Annotated in this window: 14 protein-coding genes; 4 read left to right on the plus strand and 10 right to left on the minus strand. The window is 62.2% G+C overall.

The genetic code is table 11. From position 1 onward, the window contains the following. The first annotated feature begins 70 nt into the window (after nucleotides 1-70). Genes G572_RS0103110 through G572_RS0103120 form a run of 3 tightly spaced genes read left to right on the plus strand, consistent with a single transcriptional unit; the run spans nucleotide 71 to nucleotide 3,509 of the window. On the plus strand, nucleotides 71-1,183 hold the full coding sequence (locus tag G572_RS0103110) for a linear amide C-N hydrolase (protein WP_029057245.1): 1,113 nt from the start codon (nucleotides 71-73) through the stop codon (nucleotides 1,181-1,183). Nucleotides 1,184-1,216: 33 nt separating this feature from the next. Beyond that, nucleotides 1,217-2,596, plus strand: coding sequence for a glutamate decarboxylase (gene gad, locus G572_RS0103115; protein ID WP_029057246.1), 1,380 nt, complete (start codon nucleotides 1,217-1,219; stop codon nucleotides 2,594-2,596). A gap of 52 nt (nucleotides 2,597-2,648) precedes the next feature. Beyond that, nucleotides 2,649-3,509, plus strand: a complete 861-nt coding sequence (locus tag G572_RS0103120; RefSeq protein WP_029057247.1) for a hypothetical protein — start codon at nucleotides 2,649-2,651, stop codon at nucleotides 3,507-3,509. 72 nt (nucleotides 3,510-3,581) lie between these two features. Here the strand turns inward: G572_RS0103120 and G572_RS0103125 are convergent, their stop codons facing one another. The 5 genes from G572_RS0103125 to G572_RS0103145 all read right to left on the minus strand — a co-directional run bounded on the left by G572_RS0103125 (nucleotide 3,582) and on the right by G572_RS0103145 (nucleotide 11,872). Further along, nucleotides 3,582-4,379 carry a hypothetical protein gene (locus G572_RS0103125; RefSeq protein ID WP_084649894.1) on the minus strand — a complete coding sequence of 266 codons (798 nt, stop codon included), beginning with the start codon at nucleotides 4,377-4,379 and terminating at the stop codon, nucleotides 3,582-3,584. 335 nt (nucleotides 4,380-4,714) lie between these two features. Beyond that, nucleotides 4,715-5,422: an META domain-containing protein gene (locus tag G572_RS22210; protein ID WP_051241508.1), complete on the minus strand. Its 708-nt coding sequence runs from the start codon at nucleotides 5,420-5,422 to the stop codon at nucleotides 4,715-4,717. 42 nt (nucleotides 5,423-5,464) lie between these two features. After that, on the minus strand, nucleotides 5,465-6,784 hold the full coding sequence (locus tag G572_RS0103135; protein WP_245566142.1) for a metal-dependent hydrolase family protein: 1,320 nt from the start codon (nucleotides 6,782-6,784) through the stop codon (nucleotides 5,465-5,467). A gap of 931 nt (nucleotides 6,785-7,715) precedes the next feature. Next, nucleotides 7,716-8,726: an amino acid ABC transporter substrate-binding protein gene (locus G572_RS0103140; RefSeq protein ID WP_037545175.1), complete on the minus strand. Its 1,011-nt coding sequence runs from the start codon at nucleotides 8,724-8,726 to the stop codon at nucleotides 7,716-7,718. 95 nt (nucleotides 8,727-8,821) lie between these two features. Then, nucleotides 8,822-11,872 (minus strand): aminotransferase class III-fold pyridoxal phosphate-dependent enzyme, encoded by a 3,051-nt coding sequence (locus G572_RS0103145; RefSeq protein ID WP_029057251.1) that lies wholly within the window; start codon nucleotides 11,870-11,872, stop codon nucleotides 8,822-8,824. A 127-nt stretch (nucleotides 11,873-11,999) separates the two neighbouring features. Here G572_RS0103145 and G572_RS22215 point away from each other — a divergent pair, with 127 nt between their 5' ends. Beyond that, the gene (locus G572_RS22215; protein WP_037545177.1) at nucleotides 12,000-12,434 is read left to right on the plus strand and encodes an Lrp/AsnC family transcriptional regulator; all 435 of its coding nucleotides are present in this window, start codon (nucleotides 12,000-12,002) and stop codon (nucleotides 12,432-12,434) included. Nucleotides 12,435-12,537: 103 nt separating this feature from the next. On the opposite strand, the gene G572_RS0103155 is transcribed toward G572_RS22215, so the two are convergent. From G572_RS0103155 to G572_RS22230, 5 genes are all read right to left on the minus strand, one after another. After that, complete coding sequence (locus G572_RS0103155; RefSeq protein ID WP_029057253.1) at nucleotides 12,538-13,773, minus strand: metal-dependent hydrolase family protein; 1,236 nt, start codon at nucleotides 13,771-13,773, stop codon at nucleotides 12,538-12,540. A 21-nt stretch (nucleotides 13,774-13,794) separates the two neighbouring features. Then, on the minus strand, nucleotides 13,795-14,265 hold the full coding sequence (locus G572_RS25295) for a GAF domain-containing protein (protein ID WP_051241514.1): 471 nt from the start codon (nucleotides 14,263-14,265) through the stop codon (nucleotides 13,795-13,797). A 4-nt stretch (nucleotides 14,266-14,269) separates the two neighbouring features. Continuing rightward, on the minus strand, nucleotides 14,270-15,580 hold the full coding sequence (locus G572_RS0103165) for a TRAP transporter large permease (RefSeq protein ID WP_029057254.1): 1,311 nt from the start codon (nucleotides 15,578-15,580) through the stop codon (nucleotides 14,270-14,272). Between the two features lie 27 nt (nucleotides 15,581-15,607). Next, nucleotides 15,608-16,132, minus strand: coding sequence for a TRAP transporter small permease subunit (locus G572_RS22225; protein ID WP_051241516.1), 525 nt, complete (start codon nucleotides 16,130-16,132; stop codon nucleotides 15,608-15,610). A gap of 77 nt (nucleotides 16,133-16,209) precedes the next feature. Next, the gene (locus G572_RS22230; protein ID WP_037545181.1) at nucleotides 16,210-17,187 is read right to left on the minus strand and encodes a TRAP transporter substrate-binding protein; all 978 of its coding nucleotides are present in this window, start codon (nucleotides 17,185-17,187) and stop codon (nucleotides 16,210-16,212) included. Nucleotides 17,188-17,329: the final 142 nt, after the last annotated feature.

The following is a 17,329-nucleotide window of genomic DNA, read 5'->3' on the forward strand; positions in this document are numbered from 1 at the left end:
GACCCTGTCGCCTCGGCCCGAAGGTCCCCCTTTCCAACCGAAATTCTCGCCAACCACTGAAAGCAGCAGCATGTGTACATCTCTCATTTACCGCGATGCCGCAGGCAAGGCCTATCTCGGCAGGACCCTGGAACTGACGATGGATCTTCCTTATCAGGTGGCCTTCTTCCCCAGGGCTCTCGATTACACGTCGCAAATCGATGGGCACCCCGACCTTGTCTATTCCGGCAAATACAGCGTGATCGGGGTATGCATGCCCGGACGGATGCCCTCCCCGGACAAGCCGTTGACGTCTCAGGATTTCAAATGCCTTGAAGGCATGAACGATCAGGGCCTGACATTCAGCCTTTTGTCCTACCCGTCCGCAGGGGGCCGAAAGCTGGCGGTCGAGACCACCACTGCCGTGCTGTCCGCGTCCGATCTCGGGACCTGGGCGCTGAGCCAGTGCTCCAGTGTCGCGGAAGTTCGACAGCTGCTTGAACAGCAGCCCGTGCTTCTGGAGCCGCTGGCGCTGCTGGGCGGCGTCGAGTCGCCATTTCACTACGTGGTGCACGATGCGAGCGGAGCTTCGCTCGTGATCGAATTCAACCTCGGCTGCATGTCGCTCCATGACAACCCAGTCGGCGTGATGACGAACGGGCCCGAGTTTCCCTGGCACATTACCAACCTGAACAACTACACATTCCTGACGAATGTGGACAAATCGAGTGCCCGCTTCGGCGACTACCATGCCGTTCAACCGGATTCGGGAATTGCGACCACGGGCCTGCCGGCCTCCAACACCTCGGTCGGGCGGTTCGTGCGCGCCGCCTTCTATGCGCAATACGCCGAGAAGGCCGATACGCCCGACGACGCGGTGCTGACCCTTGCTCACATCATGAACAATTTCGACCGTCCACGCGGAGTGACGATCGATTACCCCGAAGAAGGGGGCGGCCATCTCGAGGTGGCGGGCCTCGCCGAGGCCACCCCGGCAGCCTACGCCACGGAATTCACCTGCTGGACCAACCTCTCGGACCTGGACCGGAAGCAGTTCCATCTCAGGCCCCATGGCAGCCTCAACTACGTGCGTTTCGATCTTGGAGCGCTCTCCTCCGAAACGGACATGCGGGTCCTGCCGATGACCGCGCTCGGCGGAGAGCAGACTGATGCAACCAAGAAACTGGTCCCATTCGCCCATTGATATTTGTTGGATTTCAAGACCCCGGAGTAATTCATGAGCAAGAAACGGCAAGAGATCTTTGACGAGGTCTACGGTGCGCGCGATGCCGGCCACGTTCTGCCGAAGTCCGAGTTTCCCACGGACGAACGCGATCCGCGCCATGTCTATGCGGCGGTGCGCGACGAACTGATGCTGGACGGAAACGCCAGACAGAATCTGGCAACCTTCTGCCAGACTTGGGAAGAACCCGAAGTCCATCAGTTGATGGATGATTGCATCGACAAGAACATGGTCGACAAGGACGAGTATCCCCAGACGGCGGAGATCGAGCAACGCTGCGTCCGGATGCTGGCCGATCTCTGGCATGCCCCCCAAGGTACGGCAACGGGATGCTCGACGACCGGCTCGAGCGAAGCCGCGATGCTTGGTGGATTGGCGATGAAACGCCGCTGGGAGGCGCGCAGGCGGGCAGCGGGAAAAACCGTAGACCGGCCGAATCTCGTGACCGGACCTGTCCAGATCTGCTGGCACAAGTTCACCCGTTACTGGGACATCGAACATCGTGAAATTCCGATGGAAGACGGGCGCTTGCTGATGACCCCGGAAGAGGCGCTGAAGTACTGCGACGAGAACACGATCGGAGTCGTTCCGACGCTCGGTGTCACCTTCACCGGTGAATTCGAACCCGTGAAGGCGGTGAGCGATGCGCTCGACCGGCTTGAGGCGGAAACCGGTCTCGATATCCCCATTCACGTCGACGGGGCCAGCGGCGGGTTCCTGGCTCCGTTCTGTGCGCCCTCCCTGGAATGGGACTTCACCTTGCCGCGGGTACGTTCGATCAATGCGTCCGGACACAAGTTTGGACTGGCTCCGCTTGGCGTTGGATGGGTGATGTGGCGTGAGGAGAAGGACCTGCCGGAGGAAATGGTCTTCTGGGTCAACTACCTCGGCGGAAACATGCGGGACATCGCTCTTAACTTCTCACGGCCGGGGGGACAGATCGTCTGCCAGTATTACAACTTCCTGAGGCTCGGGCGCGAAGGTTATGCAAAGGTGCACGGTGCCTGCTACAAGAGCGCCCGTTACCTGGCGGAAGAGATCTCCAGGCTCGGCCTGTTCGACATCGTTTTCGACGGAGATCCGGCCAGAGGTATCCCTGCGGTTTCCTGGAAGCTCAAGGATAACACCGATCCGGGCTTTTCACTCTTCGATCTCGCCGACAGGCTTCGCGTGCGCGGATGGCAGGTTCCCGCCTATACCCTTCCGGCAAACCAACAGGGCCAGGCGGTACAGCGCATCCTGGTCCGCAACGGCGTCAGCCTCGACTTGTGCGCGCAGCTCATCCAGGACATGCAGGCGGCAATCGACCATCTCGGCGTGCATCAACCGAGCACTCCGCTCGGCAGCGACGATTTTTCCGGGTTCCACCACTAGCTGGCACAGACCGGTTGCAGACGTTCCGCCCCGCAAGCAGGTGTGAGAGAATATGGAAGCCACCTCGCCCACCAATGGAGGGACGGTCGAGATTCACCAGCGCGGTGCCTGGCCCTTTGTGACCCGCCGGTCATTCCGCCTGCACGGCGGCAAATTCATCTGGCGGGCCCGCCAGCACCGCAAGGGCCTCGTTCGCCTGCCCGGGCATGAGACGAGGCCCTTCTGGCATCGTCCCTCCTACAACTGTTGGATGGGGCTGACCTTTGCTGTCGGGGCGTCGCTCTTCATGCTGGGATCCCTGCTGTCGCTGGTCCCTTCCAGCCTTTCGGGTCTTCAAATCAACTGCATCTTCTTCGCAGGGTCCATCCCGTTCACCCTCGCCGGCTACCTGCAGCATTTCCAGGCGGCCAACACGCCCGCCTTTGCCGGCATTGGCGTTCCGGTCGAGCAAACAGAGGGAATCCGCTGGATCGGCTGGCAGCCCGCGAGTCCGGGCTGGTGGTGCACGCTCGCGCAGCTCATCGGCACGATCGCGTTCAATTTCAACACTTTCGACGCGATACGTCCGCCCACAGGTCAGCTTGCGCAGGACTTCATGATCTGGGTCCCCGGCATGATCGGCTCTGTCTGTTTTCTCGTCTCGGGGTATCTTGCCTATATCGAAGCGGGCCACGCTCATATTTCTTTCCGGCCGCGAGACCTCGACTGGTGCATTGCGGCCATCAACCTGAGCGGATGCTTCGCCTTCATGATCGCATCGACACTGGCCTATGTTCCGGCCGTCAGGGAGCCCGCCTGGATCCCGGAACTCTCCAACCTGAACCTTCTTGTCGGGGCGACATGCTTCCTTGCCGGTGCGCTGCTTCTGATGGTGGAAGCCCGCGTCGACTGGGAAAAGGACGCCTATCGGTAAGATCGGCCTTCCACATCGTGAGGGACCGGCAATGCCGCGAGGCCGGCGCTGGCGGAGTGCACAATACCGCGCTCAGAACCTCAGAGTGAGACCGGCGACGGGTCCTGACAACGTGGACTGAAAGACGTGCCCGTCCGCATCGTAGTCGACGGACAGCGCCTTGTAGCCAACGGAAAGGGCCAGTCTCTCGCTCATCTTGTAATTGGCCGTCACAAGAAGTTGCCAGGTACTGTCCGCCCCAACTCCAAACCCGCCGATGTCCCCTTGGGCCAGAACCGAGAAGGCGTCGGTAAGATGAACGTGTGCCCTTGCGCCGACCAGAGGGTCGGTCCAGCCGTAGTCGCTCTTGACGGTAAACTGTCTTCCGGCGGCGCTGACCTCGAGTTTATTCCAGAGGTGCCAGTGCCGGAAACCGCCCAGGACATCGAAGGTAAAACGACCGGTGTCAACAGCGCGGTACCCGCCCGCGAGCGTGGCCGAGAACTGCGCCGTGTTGAACCTGGCGTCGGTCGCGCCGATATAAGGAAGCGGTCCGAACGTCTCGCTATCGGTAAGGTTCACATACATCACGTCCGCTGACAGGACCCAGCGTCCGTACCGCCCGTAAAGGTTGACGAAGCCCGCAACCTCGAGCTGCTCGAAAATGTCGGCGAACGCCTTTTCGACACGCACGGTCGGAACCCGGCGGAAGGGCGATACGTCTCCCGCGAGCCCGGATGCCCAGGCATAAGGGGTGACCTGAAAAACAGCCTTGGGCGCGCTTTCCGGCTCACTCTCTCCACGGGCGTGAAGTTCATCGGCTCCACTTGCGCCGCCCCCCCCCAAAACCACGGCAACAGCAAACAACAAGCTCCAGGAAAGTCTGGTCATGAATTTCACCGGCAGGATCACAAATGGATGGGAAAACAGAAACTTGATAGTGGGCCGACACCAAGTTACCTAGCCCCCGGACACGTATCATACACGTCGGTGAATGTGAAGGTTGAGGTGCCCCGCCCTGCCCTTGCGGACCAGGGCGTGAGCGCCACCTTGATCGGAGCCGTTTTCCCTGTGGCGTTTATGCCTGCGCGGCAAGATACGGCCGTTTTCTCCGGACCGGCTGCGGCCACCATCGTGGACGTCACCCGCTTCTTGTCTATGCCGGCATCACGACGCTGGTCCTCGGACCCGGGCTGGTGGAGGCGGGATATCGCATCGATTGCAGCCTATTCGGCGCGGCAGTGCCACTCGGGGGTATCATCACCGTCGCGGGCCAGTGCGAGCGAGGCTTCGCGCGCGCCCCTCGTCCACCAGACATATTCGCCGCCTGCGTAACGCGCGCCGGACGCTGACACCACGGCGGCCGCAACGACGGTCTCGTCCGCCATGTTCAGGATTGCCAGCGACACCGGGCCCGCGTTGATGTAATCGACCTGAAGCTGCCGGTCTTCGCAGTTGTAGTTTATCGTCGCGGTCTCGACCTGCGTGCCGGCCGGCAGGGCAAGCTCGAAACGGATCTCGGTCAGAAGCGGTTCGAACCGAAGTCTTTCGTTGCCCTCCCGGTCTAAAAAGATGAGCGCCCTGCCGGCCATGTCCCATCGGGCGACCTCCGCCAGCGTCTCCTGGAAGCGCCGCTCCTGCTGCATTTGCGGCTCGGCACACATCATGCGCGTCATCGCGACGGTCTCGAAGGAGAGCGTTGAACCTTCCAGAATGGCCCGCGAAGTGAAACGGTTGCATCCGGCATGACCGGACGCGGTGCCGTCATCGCCGATCATCAGCGAAATTCCCTCTCCTGCATTGGCGGCCTTGCCATCCAGCTCCACCAGCCGCCAGACGTCGTCGACCGGGAAGGCTGGCGAGGCCTGTGAAGGCCCCGGGAAGAAGATGGCCAGAACCAATGCGAGAGCAATCGGGTAAAAGAGAGGTTTCATGTCATTCTGCCTAAAGTGGGGGCGAAGCAAGGGATGTGTGTCTCAGAGCGTCTGTTTCACGACCTGGCCGCCCTTGAGAATGAGACGCAGGCTGTTTTCGGGATCGCCGAGGAACGCCAGGTCCGTTTCCGGGTCGCCGTCAACGACCAGCAGGTCGGCCATGGCGCCCGGCGCGATGACACCCAGCGGCGCTGGATAAGGGGCACGCGCGCCGGACAGTGCCAGCAGTTCGCCATTTCTGCCGGTGGCCATGCGCAACGCCTCGAGCGGCGACATGAAGCGTGTGATCTTTGCAAGCTGCCGGCCCTGGGTCACCGTCCCCGCCGGGTTCATCAGGATGTCGGTGCCGAAGGCGATGTCGACCTTGTAGCGCTCTCCCCACTCGTAGGCCTTCACGGTTCCTTCCGCGACGCGCTTCTGGGCATCCTGTCTGGCGACATCCGGATACTTGTTGCTGTCCTCATCGGCCAGGAACGGCTGAAGGCTCCACCAGACGCCCGTATCGGCCATGATTTTCACGGTTTCCTCGTCCGCGAGCTGACCGTGCTCGATGCTCTTGATGCCCGCACGCACGGAACGCTTTATTCCTTCCGAGGTATAGACATGGGCGCAGACATAGGTCCCCCAGTCGCTCGCCGCCTCGACTGCGGCCCTGAGTTCTCGTTCGGTGTATTGCACTGCGTCCAAAGGGTCATAGGGAGACGCAACACCGCCACCGGCCATGACCTTGAGTTGACTGGCGCCTTTCATGAGCTGCTCGCGGGCGCGCAGAAGAACCATGTCGGCGCCATCCGCGATCGCGGAGACCCCCATCTTTTCGGCGTAGCTGAGTGTGCCCGGTGCGGACGGCAACTCGTTCAACTGTCTGAAGTCGCCGTGTCCCGAAGTCTGAGAAAGCATTGCGCCGGAGGGGAAGATCCTAGGACCTTCGACAACGGCCTCGTCAATGGCCCGCTTGAGCGCGAAGGCAGGCCCACCGACGTCCCGGATGGTGGTGAACCCTCGCCGCAGGGTGGCGCCGGCCTCGCGTGCCGCGAGAAGATGAACATAGCCGATATCGGCCGTCAGCGCCGTCAACTGGCTGACAGCCGCCAGCGTGCTGTGCCAATGGGCGTCGATGAGGCCCGGAATGACCGCCCGGTTGCCACAATCGATGCGTTCCACATTCTGGACCTCGTCGCCTCGCGGCACCAATGCGGAGATCCTGTCACCTTCGATCAGGATTTGGACGTCATCCCTCAGGCGCAGGCTTTCGCCATCGAAGAGGCGCAGGTTTTCCAGGAGCAAGGCCCTGCCCGATGCTCCGCCTTGGGCGTACCCCGGCGCGAGGCCGAAGCCGGCGAACATGCCGAGGGTCGCCATCGTGCCCCCTAGCATCTCACGCCTCGAGATATCGGCGTTGATGCGCGCGTAGGCAGCAAGGGTCTCCGGCGCGCAGCACTTGCACGCGGTTGGCGTATCGGAGGAGAACACCGGACGGGTGCAATCGCAGCCACATATTCTCATTGTTGAACTCCCGGAAACAGGATGCGGTCTGGCTTTACTCGGTCGGGGCTTGAGTTGAACCGCTCAAAATGGAGGACTGAAAACGAATCCAAGCATACAGCAAACCCGCCACTGTGCCGACATGAAAGTGCACATCCCTCAGCCGGAAAACTCAAACAAAAAATGTAAATTGGCGCGACGCGCTGAGAGAAAAATACAAATCGAAACAAACCTCTCGTTAAATTGACAAAACTTCCATATCACAACATAAATTTTGAAAATTTTTATTGAATAAATTTCAAATTCAGCCAAATCAATCGAGCTGCCATTTTCGGAAAACTGAATTTTTCTATGAAAAAATAGAGATCGCCATGTAACGGCTGCCTGGGGCTGCTACGCAGGGCCAGCCACTGGAAAGCAGCCTGACCCATGAACACTCATGCAGAGACGTCGGACAAAAAGCGTCTCAATCGCGTAGGTTTCATGGACCGCCCACTGAAGACCGTCTCGGGCCGCAGGTAGCAGCAGGCCTCTGCTGGCGACGAGACGCAACGCGTTTGTACCGAAGACCGGCCATTTTTGTCTTGGAAAAAGCCGATTGTTCGGCACGGCGGCGAAGCCGATGCGGCCGCCACCTTCAGATCGACGATCTGAGGATGGCGACCGATCCGCAATCCACACAAACGGGATTGGCCAGATCGCAAGCAGGCTGCGATGGCGCAAATCACCGGGCGCGGCTATCCGGTCGCGGCGGTGTCGAAGCGGCTGGGCACCAACGCCGTGGAGCGAGCTCCACGGCGCCGGAACTTCATCGAGCCGGCGGTGCGTACATCAGGCCGCCGTCGGTCCACACCCGGTTGAGACCGCGATCAATCTGCAAAGGGCTGTCCTTGCCGAGGTGACGTTCGAAGATTTCGCCGTAATTGCCGACGGCGGAGATCACCCGGTAGGTCCATTCGGGATCGAGCCCCACGGACTTGTCCGCGCCGCTTTCGACACCCAGGAAACGCTTCTGGGCGGCGGTCCCGCTTTCGACGAGAGACGCTGCATTCTCCCTGGTGATGCCCATTTCCTCGCCCTCGATCAGCGCAAAGAGCGTCCAGCGCACGATCTTGAACCACAGTTCATCCCCCTGACGCACGGCCGGACCGAGCGGTTCCTTGGAGATGATCTCGGGCAACACGATGAAGCGGTCCGGGTCGTTGAGCGACAGACGCTGGGCATAGAGCGCGGAGGCGTCGCTGGAATAGACATCACAGCGGCCTGTGGCGAAGGCTTGCACCGTCTGGTCCGGTTTCTCGAAGGCGATGACCTGGTACTCGATATTGTTGGCGCTGAAGTAGTCGGCCATGTTCTGTTCGGTTGTGGTGCCGGTCTCCGTGCAGACGGATGCGCCCGAGATTTCCTTGACGCTCGTCACCCCGACATCCTTGCCGATCATGAAGGCCTGGCCATCATAGTAGCTGATGCCCGCAAAGCTGATGCCGAGATCGGTGTCGCGCGAGCGCGTCCAGGTCGTCTGGCGCGAGAGAAGGTCCACCTCCCCCGATTGCAGCGCCGTGAAGCGGTCTTTCGTGGACAATGGCACATAGGCAACCTTGTCCGGGTCGCCGAGCGTCGCGGCGGCGACCGCGCGACAGAAGTCGATGTCGAAACCGCTCCATACTCCGTTCTCGTCAGGCGCGGAGAAGCCGAGCACGCCCTGGCTTACCCCGCAACGCAGTTTGCCACGCTCGCTGACGGTGTCGAATGTGCCGGCTTCGGCGGCGGTACCGGTCGCAAGCATCGTGGCGGCCATGATCAGGTTTCTCAGTTTCATTCGGGTCTCCTCCTCAGTAGTTTTTGGCGCACGCCCTCCCGGTCGGGAAACAAGTTCCCCGACTGAAATGCTCTTGGTCGTTGTTGCGATTGGCCTTAGCTCAGCGTCTTTTCGACGTCAGTGAAGGTGTCCTCGAGCACGGCAATCAAATGGTCGGCGTCACGTTTCGAAAAGATCATCGGCGGGCGCATCTTGAGCACGTTGTCATGCGGCCCCTCCGTTCCCAGAAGCACGCCGCGGCGGCGGGCGCCGTTGGAGACGGCGCGGGCGAACTCCGTCGCCGGTGCCTTGCTCTTGCGGTCGGTCACCAGCTCGATGCCGAGGAAGAGACCAAGGCCGCGCACGTCGCCAATCACCGCGTGGCGCGTTTGCATGTCGCGGAAAGCATCCATCAGGTAATTGCCGATGGTCAGCGCGTTGCCGCGCAGGTTTTCACTCTCGATGACATCAAGAACGGCAAGACCGACAGCGGAAGACACCGGATTACCACCGAAGGTGTTGAAATATTCCATGCCGTTGTTGAAGCTCTCGGCGATCTCGCGGGTCGTCACCATGGCCGCCATTGGATGGCCATCGCCGATCGGCTTGCCCATGGTCACGATATCCGGCACGACACCTTGCGTTTCAAAGGCCCACCAATGGCTGCCGACGCGGCCGAAGCCGACCTGCACCTCGTCCGCAATACAGATACCGCCAGCCTCGCGCACGAGCCGATAGACCTCTTTCAGGTACCCTTCCGGCAGGAAGACCTGCCCGGCGACGCTCGGGATGGATTCGGCAATGAAGAACCCGGGCGCCTCGCCCTTTGCCTGCATGGCGGCGATCTGGTCGGCGACACTTTCGGCGAAACGCCTGCCGTGCTCTTCCCCGAACCAGTCCGCCGGAGCGCGGTAGCTGTCCGGGACGGCGGCGACATGGACATGCGGCTTCTGGCCAAGGCCGCCCTTGCGGCGAAACTTGTAGGGGCTGATGTCTACCAGCTCCTGCGTGGTGCCGTGATACGACCAGTCGAGCACGATTGCGTTTTCGCGCCCGGTATGCGCCCGCATCAGCCTGAGTGCCAGGCTGTTGGCCTCCGAGCCGCTGTTGACGAAGCCGGCAACCGTGAGGTCGTTCGGCAGGGTCGCCGTCAAGCGCTCCGCATAGGCAACAATGTTGTCGTGCAGGTAGCGCGTATTGGTGTTCAGTGTGGCGGCCTGCTTTGACATCGCCTCCACCACGACCGGATGGGCGTGGCCGATGTGGCAGACGTTGTTGAAGCAATCGAGATACGCGCGCCCGCCGTCATCGACCAGCCAGACGCCCTCACCGCGCACGAACTTGATCGGCCGGTCGTAGGAGATCGACAGGTTCGGCAACAACAGCTCACGCCGCATCTCGACGATTTCTGCGTGTGAGCGGCCATGTCGTTCGTAAAAATCCCCGGCGATACCGGCGAAGGTGCTGGCATCGGGGAAAATCTCGGTCCAGACATCGAGATAGCGCATCTCCCCCACACCGAGAATTTCTGCCGCGCTCAGGCTCGTATCGGTGCAAAGCTGAAGATGCAGATGCGGCGCCCAGCCGCCGTTTTCCCGGGGCGCGCCCATTTCGCCGACCAGAGCACCGGCTTCCAAGCGGTCGCCCGCTTTCAGGCGGTTCGTCGCCTCATGGGCGAGATGGCCCCAGAGGCTGATGAAGGGGACACAGCCTTCGGGCTCGTGACGCAGCGCGATCAGGCAGCCATAGCCCAGCGGGTCCGGTTCGATCTCGACGCTGACGACGGTCGCGGGAAGCGGCGTGTAGACCTCCGTGCCCGCGGCCATGAAGAGGTCGAGGCCAAGATGGCAGGTGCGGCGCGTCTTCTCGATGAAACGCGAGACGAACATTTGTCCCGTATAGACGGTGCGCTCCTCGCCGAAGGGCCCGATACCCAGTTCAATGCCGTTTTCGCGGCAATGGGCCTCCCAGACGGCCTGCGCCTCGTCCGGCTGCGCTGCGGCCGACTTGACGGTCATCGGATGCGCCGGATCGCCGTAGGGCACGAGCGCTGCGGGATAGGATGCGGCCGGACGGACAAGCAGCGGCGCGAAGGATTTGCGGTTCGCGGCAATCCAGTCCGTGACAGCGCGCGCGCCGGACGTCGCCTCGAAGCCGCAGGCCTTGCGCAGGATGGCGGTTGCGAACCGCGGGTTCATCTGGTCGAGCTTCCGCAACAACGTCCAGGCGGGGCGTTCGCTGATCGCGAGATAGGGGTTGTCTTGCGTGTGACTGCGGCGTGACGCGGAGATCGTCACCGAGATGACCAGGCGGATGGCAATCAGGTCATAGAGAAGATCGAGCTCTTCTTCGAGCAGCGGATACGCCTCGTGGAAGCCACGGGCAATGGCGGCCGCCGCGCCGATGGGGTCGTCATGGTCGAGACCGGCATAGGCCGCAGCGATGGCAACTTCCGCGATCAGCGGAGTGTAGAGCGCATCGCCAAAATCGATCAGGCCGGAGATGCGATCGTGATCGGCGGCATCGACCAGCACATTCCAATCGTTGGCGTCGTTGTGGATGACGACAGCACGAAGCCCTGCGAGGCGCTGTTCGCGGGCCGAGAACCGCGCGAGGAAGCGCTCCAGCAGGGCGCGATCCTCGGGGGCGGAGATATGGTGCAGCCGCTCGACGGAAAGACCCGCCCGGCGGATATCCCAATCCATTTCACGCAGCGCGCCGGGGTGCATGAAGCCCTTCAACGCGACATTGAACCGGCCGAGCAGACGCCCGAGGCCTTCGAGCGCGGCATCGCTGCGGCCGGTTTCGGCGAGGGGCTGGCCGTCGACCCAACTGACGAGCCGAATGCGATGGCCGACGCCATCGGGGCTCGTCGTGCGGGCAAGGCTCTTGCCCGCAAGCGTTGGACGGATACGCGGCACCGGAAGATCGCCGGCATGGGTTTCGATATGCGAAAGCAGCGCGGTTTGAAAATCGCTCTCGATTTCCGGCTCGGCCGCATTGACGATCTTCAAGATGAAGGACCCGGCAGCCGTCTCCACCTTGAAATTCTGGTCGCGCTCGCTGGCAAGCGGCGACAACACACCGGACAGCCCATAGTGCTCTTTGAGATCCGCGGCTGCGGCGTCGATGGAGAAATCCGGGGTCGTCTTCAGCATGTCGGTCATGGCAGTCCTCTTCCCTGTGGAAAGAGTTACATGGACGGAGGGCAGGCACATCCGGCATTATGCCGGTTATGCCGGCACTCTGTTTATTGTAACCGCCATCTTGTCGGCGGCATGTCAGGAGACGCCCATGCAGGACACGGATGCGATCGACCGGACCATCCTCAGCATCCTCTCGCGGGAAGCGCGCATTCCGATGAAGTCGCTTGCAGGACGGATAGGCCTGTCGCGAAGCGCGACCACCGAGCGGGTAAACCGGCTGGAACGGGCGGGCGTGATCCGTGGCTACCGCGCGGATATCGGCCAGCTCGACGATGGGCAGATCCACGCCTTTCTGCTTCTCACCCTGAAGCGCACCCCCTCGCTCGATGTGCTCGACCACCTCGCGGGCTTCTCTGCAGTCCGAAAGGTATCCTCGGTCAGCGGTCAGCTCGATCTCGTTGTGGAGGTCGAGGTCGGCTCGATCAATGGGCTCAACGAATTGCGCGACGGGATTTCGGCGATGGACAACATCGAGGACCTGACAACCTCGATCGTCCTCCGCCGGGATATCGAGCGAAGCTAGGAGGCAGACCCGGCCTCCGACGGGTCTCGCCGGGTTCCCCCTGACCTGCCCTTGACCTTTCATCCGGCAACAAAGCGGGCCGGCTGGGTTTTGTGCTAGGCCCTCAGAGGCTTGCCGCCTTCTTGATGGCGCGCCCGCCCTGCATGATCAGCGGCATGTGGGCCCCTTGTCCGGTCAGCAGGTCAAGGTTTTCAAGCGGGTTGCCTTCGACCGCGACGATGTCTGCATGGGCACCGGCGGCGATCACGCCAACTTCGCCTTCCATGCGCAGCACCCTGGCCGCATCCACCGTGGCCGAGCGGATTACCGCATCGGCCGGGATATAACGTCCGCGCAACGGAAATTCGCCAGACTGCTCGGTCTGCATGCCGCCCAGAAGATCCGAGCCATACCCCATGGTCACACCGGCCTCGTGCAGCTTGACCAAGCGCTCTAGCCCGGCTTCGCGCACGTCGGCAACCTTGGCCACGGACTCCGGCGGCAGGCCGAACTCGGCGCCGCGACGGGCCAGCAGATCGTAGGTAATGTTGGTCGGCACGACGAAAGCGCCTTCGCGCGCCACGCGCTTGATCGTCTCATCGCCGATCAGGTTGCCGTGCTCGATGCAGTCGATGCCGCAGTCAAGCGCACGCACGATTGCCTTGTCGTCATAAAGATGCCCCGCAACATAGGTGCCGAAGCCCTTGGCGATTTCAACCAATGCCGCAAGCTCTTCGACCGAAAAGACAAGGTAGCCGATCGGGTCGGAGGGCGAAGAGACGCCGCCGTCGGCCATGACCTTCAGGAACTGCGCACCGCCCTTGAGTTCTTCGCGCGCCGCGCGCATCAGCTCGGGCTTGCCGTCGCAGATCCGGCCCAAAGTGCCGAGCGCCTGCGCGTACCAGCCGACATCGCGGTTGTCGTAGGGGCCGCGGTAGTCGGTGTGCCCCCCGGTCTGGGACAGGGCCTTGCCGCAGATCACCAGGCGGGGCGCGGTGAAGTAGCCCTCTTCCACGGCCTGCTGCAGGCCGCGATCCGCACCGCCCAGGTCTCGCACGGTGGTGAAGCCGCGCATGATCATGTTCTTCATCAGCCTTGAGGACTTGGCGGCCACCAGCGAGGACGGCATGGCCGCGTTCTGACCGAGGTTCGCCGTGGTCGCAATGGTGTGGACGTGGCAATCGATCAGGCCCGGCATGACAGTCAGACCCGCAAGGTCCAGCTCTTCCCCGGCGGTGAAACGAACGGAGGCACCGACTTCGCGGATGCGCCCGTCCTCGATGGCGATCTGCATCGGAGCGGTCGGTTCGGGCGCTGTGCCGTCCACGATGCGAGCGTTCTTGATCAACAGGGTGGTCATCGGGGTCATCCTTTCAAAGGGTCAGATCAGCGCCGGCGCGAGGGTCTGCGCGACAAGGGTCATCTCGGCCAGATCCTCGCGGCCATAGGCGTCGCGCTCGGCGTTCAGCGAAAGCACACCGACGCAGCGACCGGCCCAGATCGCCGGTGCGCAGGCGCAAGCCTCGCAGCCCTTCGAGAGGATCAGTTCAGCATCGGGGAAAGCCCAGAGCACGTCCTCGCGGGAATTTCCGAGCCAGCTTTCCCCAGCGTCCAGAACGATCTTGCCCCACTCGGTCAGCCCCATGGGCTTGAGCGCACCCACCGGGTAATCCGATGCGGAGCTGTGCATCCGCATCACGTTTCCCGTGCCGGGGAGGTTCTTCAAAACCGTCAGAAACCGAAAGCCGAAGCGGTCTGCGCAGGCGTCCTGTACCGCGCGGAACAGGGCGTGGGGCTGATCGTGCCGCGCTTGCGCGGACAGCAACGCGGCAAGGTCAACGGGAGAAGTCATTGTCTTATCCATAGAAGAAGTTCGGGAGCCACAGGGCGATGGACGGGAAGATCGCCAGCAGCGCCACCCCGACCAGCATCAGCGCGAAGAAAGGCAACGCGGCGCGGGCGACATAACCGATGGAGCGACCCGAAATGCCCTGCAGCACGAAGAGGTTGAAGCCGACCGGCGGGGTCACCTGTGCCATCTCGACCATCAGCACGAGGTAGACGCCGAACCAGATCGGGTCGAACCCCGCTTGCAGCGCCAGCGGCAGAGAGATCGGCAGGCTCATCACCACGATCGAGGTGCCATCAAGAAAGAAGCCGAGCCCGAGGTAGAAGAGCGAGAGCACGACCAGCAATCCCCAGGGCGGCAACTGCAGCGAGGCGATTCCTTTCGCGACATCCGCTGGAATATGCAGATAGCCGATGGCGGTGGACATGAAGGCTGCGGTGATCAGGATCGAACAGACCATGGTCGAGGTCCGCAGCGCTCCCATAAGCGTATCGCGCAGCAACCCCAGCGACATCTGGCGCGTCACGGCGGCAAGGACGATGGCGGCGACAACCCCCACGGCCGCCGCTTCGGATGGGGTTGCGATACCGGAATAGATCGATCCCAGCACGATGGTCATCAGCCCCACCAACGGCGCCAGATTCCAGATCGCACGAAGGAAATCCATCGCACTGCGCTCTTCGCGCTGCGCGGGCACCAGCGCCGGATTCAGCTTGGCTCGGATCATGATGTAGCCTGAGTAGAGCGCAGCGATCATCAGGCCGGGCAGCACGCCGGCGGCAAACAGGCGAGAGATCGACTGCTCGGCGAGGATACCGTAGACGATCATCACGATCGACGGCGGGATCAGCAGCCCGAGGCTACCGGCCCCCGCCAACGAGCCCAGCGAAAGGCGGTCATCGTAGTTGCGCCGGCCCAGTTCACGCGTGGTGATGCGGCCGACGGTGGCCGTGGTGGCGGGCGACGAGCCCGAAACTGCGGCAAACAGAGTACAGCCCAGCACGTTGGTGTGCAGCAGTCGGCCGGGGATGTAGTCGACAAAGGGCGACAGGCCCCGGAACAGCCTGGTCGAGATGTCGGTGCGGAAGATAATCTCCCCCATCCAGATGAACATCGGAATGGCTGACAGCTCCCAGCTCGTGGAATAGCGGTAGATGATGCCCGCCGCGATCGAACCGATCCTCGACAGGTCCATCCCGTGCAGAAAGAACAGTGACGTGGTGGCAACCAGGGCAAGACTGACGAAGACCCAGACGCCAAGGCCGAGGAACAGCAGAAGGAAGGCCAGCGTCGCGGCCGCAGTTAGGAGCGTGTCCATGGCATCTCTCCAAAAGGGGACGGTGGCTTATTCGACGGGGGTAACCAGCGGCGTCCGCGGCGCGGGCGACGGATGCCCGGTGATATGGCGCAGACCGTGTGCAAGGGCGGCCAGCGAAAAGACGCAGAGCCCGACCATGATTGCCCCTTCAGGTATCCAGGTCGGAACGGCGGCCACAGAGGAGGAAACGGTGCCCCGCGACCAGGCACGCGCCACGCGGATCCAGAACATCCAGGCGAGCCCGGCAGACATGGCGGCGGTGATCAATGCGGCGGCGGCCGTAAACAACGCCCGCCCCCGTGCGGGCAGATGCTCAAGTACGATCCCGACGCGGATCAAGTCGCCATGTTCCAGCACATAGCCCAGCGACCAGATCACGCAGACACCGATCCCGTAGCCGACAAACTCGTCGAGGACGAAGGTCGAGGTCGCGAAAAAGCTCCGCAGGATAATCTCGTATGCGATGTGCCCGACCATGTAGATCATCGCGCCTGCGGCAACCACGGCAGCCAGTCGCGACAGGAGGAACACACCGGAATAGAAGCGGGTCATGCAGAGCTCCGGGGAGGAAAAGAGAAAAGAGGTGCGCGGACAGCAGGGAGACGCGGCCCGCGCCAGCCGGGAACGGATTACCGGTTTTTGTAAGCATCCATGATGGATTGCGCGCGCTCGCCGGTGTTCGCGACCCACTGGTCGATAAAGGGCTGGGCTGCGGCCGTCAGCGCGTCCGAGAACTCTGTCGGGATTTCCTCGGTCACGGTCATGCCGTTTTCACGCATGGTGTCGAAGTCCTTGGCGGTTGCATCCGACAGCAGGTTCCAGCCAAAGGCTTCGGCATCCGCAGCAGCTTCCTTGACGGCGGCCTGCTGCTCATCGTTCAGGTCGTTCCAGGCGTCACGGTTCAGATGGATCGCCTGCAGCGAGGAAGCATAGTTCACGTTGGTGAAGTTCGATTGCTCTTCCCACATCTGCACACCCACGCCGCCATTGGGCGAGGTCAGCACCGCGTCGATGGCATTGGTTGACAGCTGCGCGGGAACGTCGGCCCAGGAGATCTGGATCGGGAAGGCGCCCGCGTTCTTCATTGTTTCGGTTGAAGCGACGTCGTAGGTGCGAACCTTCACGCTCTCAAGATCCGCCGTCGCGGTGAAGGCCTTGTTCCCCCACAAGCCGGACGACGGCCACGGCGTTGCCAGCAGGAGCACCTGGTTGCTGTCTTCCAGAACCTTCGCGTACTCGGGCTTGGACAACCCATAAAGGTCATGAACGTCCTTGGTGGTGGGCGCGAGGAAAGGCAACGAGGAGAGCTGGAAGATCGGATCGATGCCGGTCCAGAACACAAACGCCGAGGACGCCGCCTGTAGCGCGCCATCGCCCACGGCATCGAAATGGTCGACACTCTTGTAGCCAAGCGCGGCGCCATGGTGGACGGCAATTTCGATCTCGCCACCGGTCTTTTCGGTAACGGCATTGGCGAAGAACTCCGCGGTCCGCCCCTGCAGGGAGCCGGCCGGATATTCACTCGACAGGTCCCAGGTGGCGGACAGGGCTGGAGCGACGGCGAGGCCGAGGCCCGCGACGGTGCCAAGAAGCAATTTGATGGTCATGAATTCTTCCCCTTTGCAGCCCAGTACTACCGGGCGGTGTCACCAGCCCGTTCGTGAGGCCATAGCGACACCTTACGAACAGCGATGTCCGCATCATGCAATCAGGGGTGTTCGTAAATCAACCTTTGATTCGCAAAAGCTC

It is taken from the genome of Stappia stellulata DSM 5886 (assembly GCF_000423705.1).
Classification (GTDB): domain Bacteria; phylum Pseudomonadota; class Alphaproteobacteria; order Rhizobiales; family Stappiaceae; genus Stappia; species Stappia stellulata.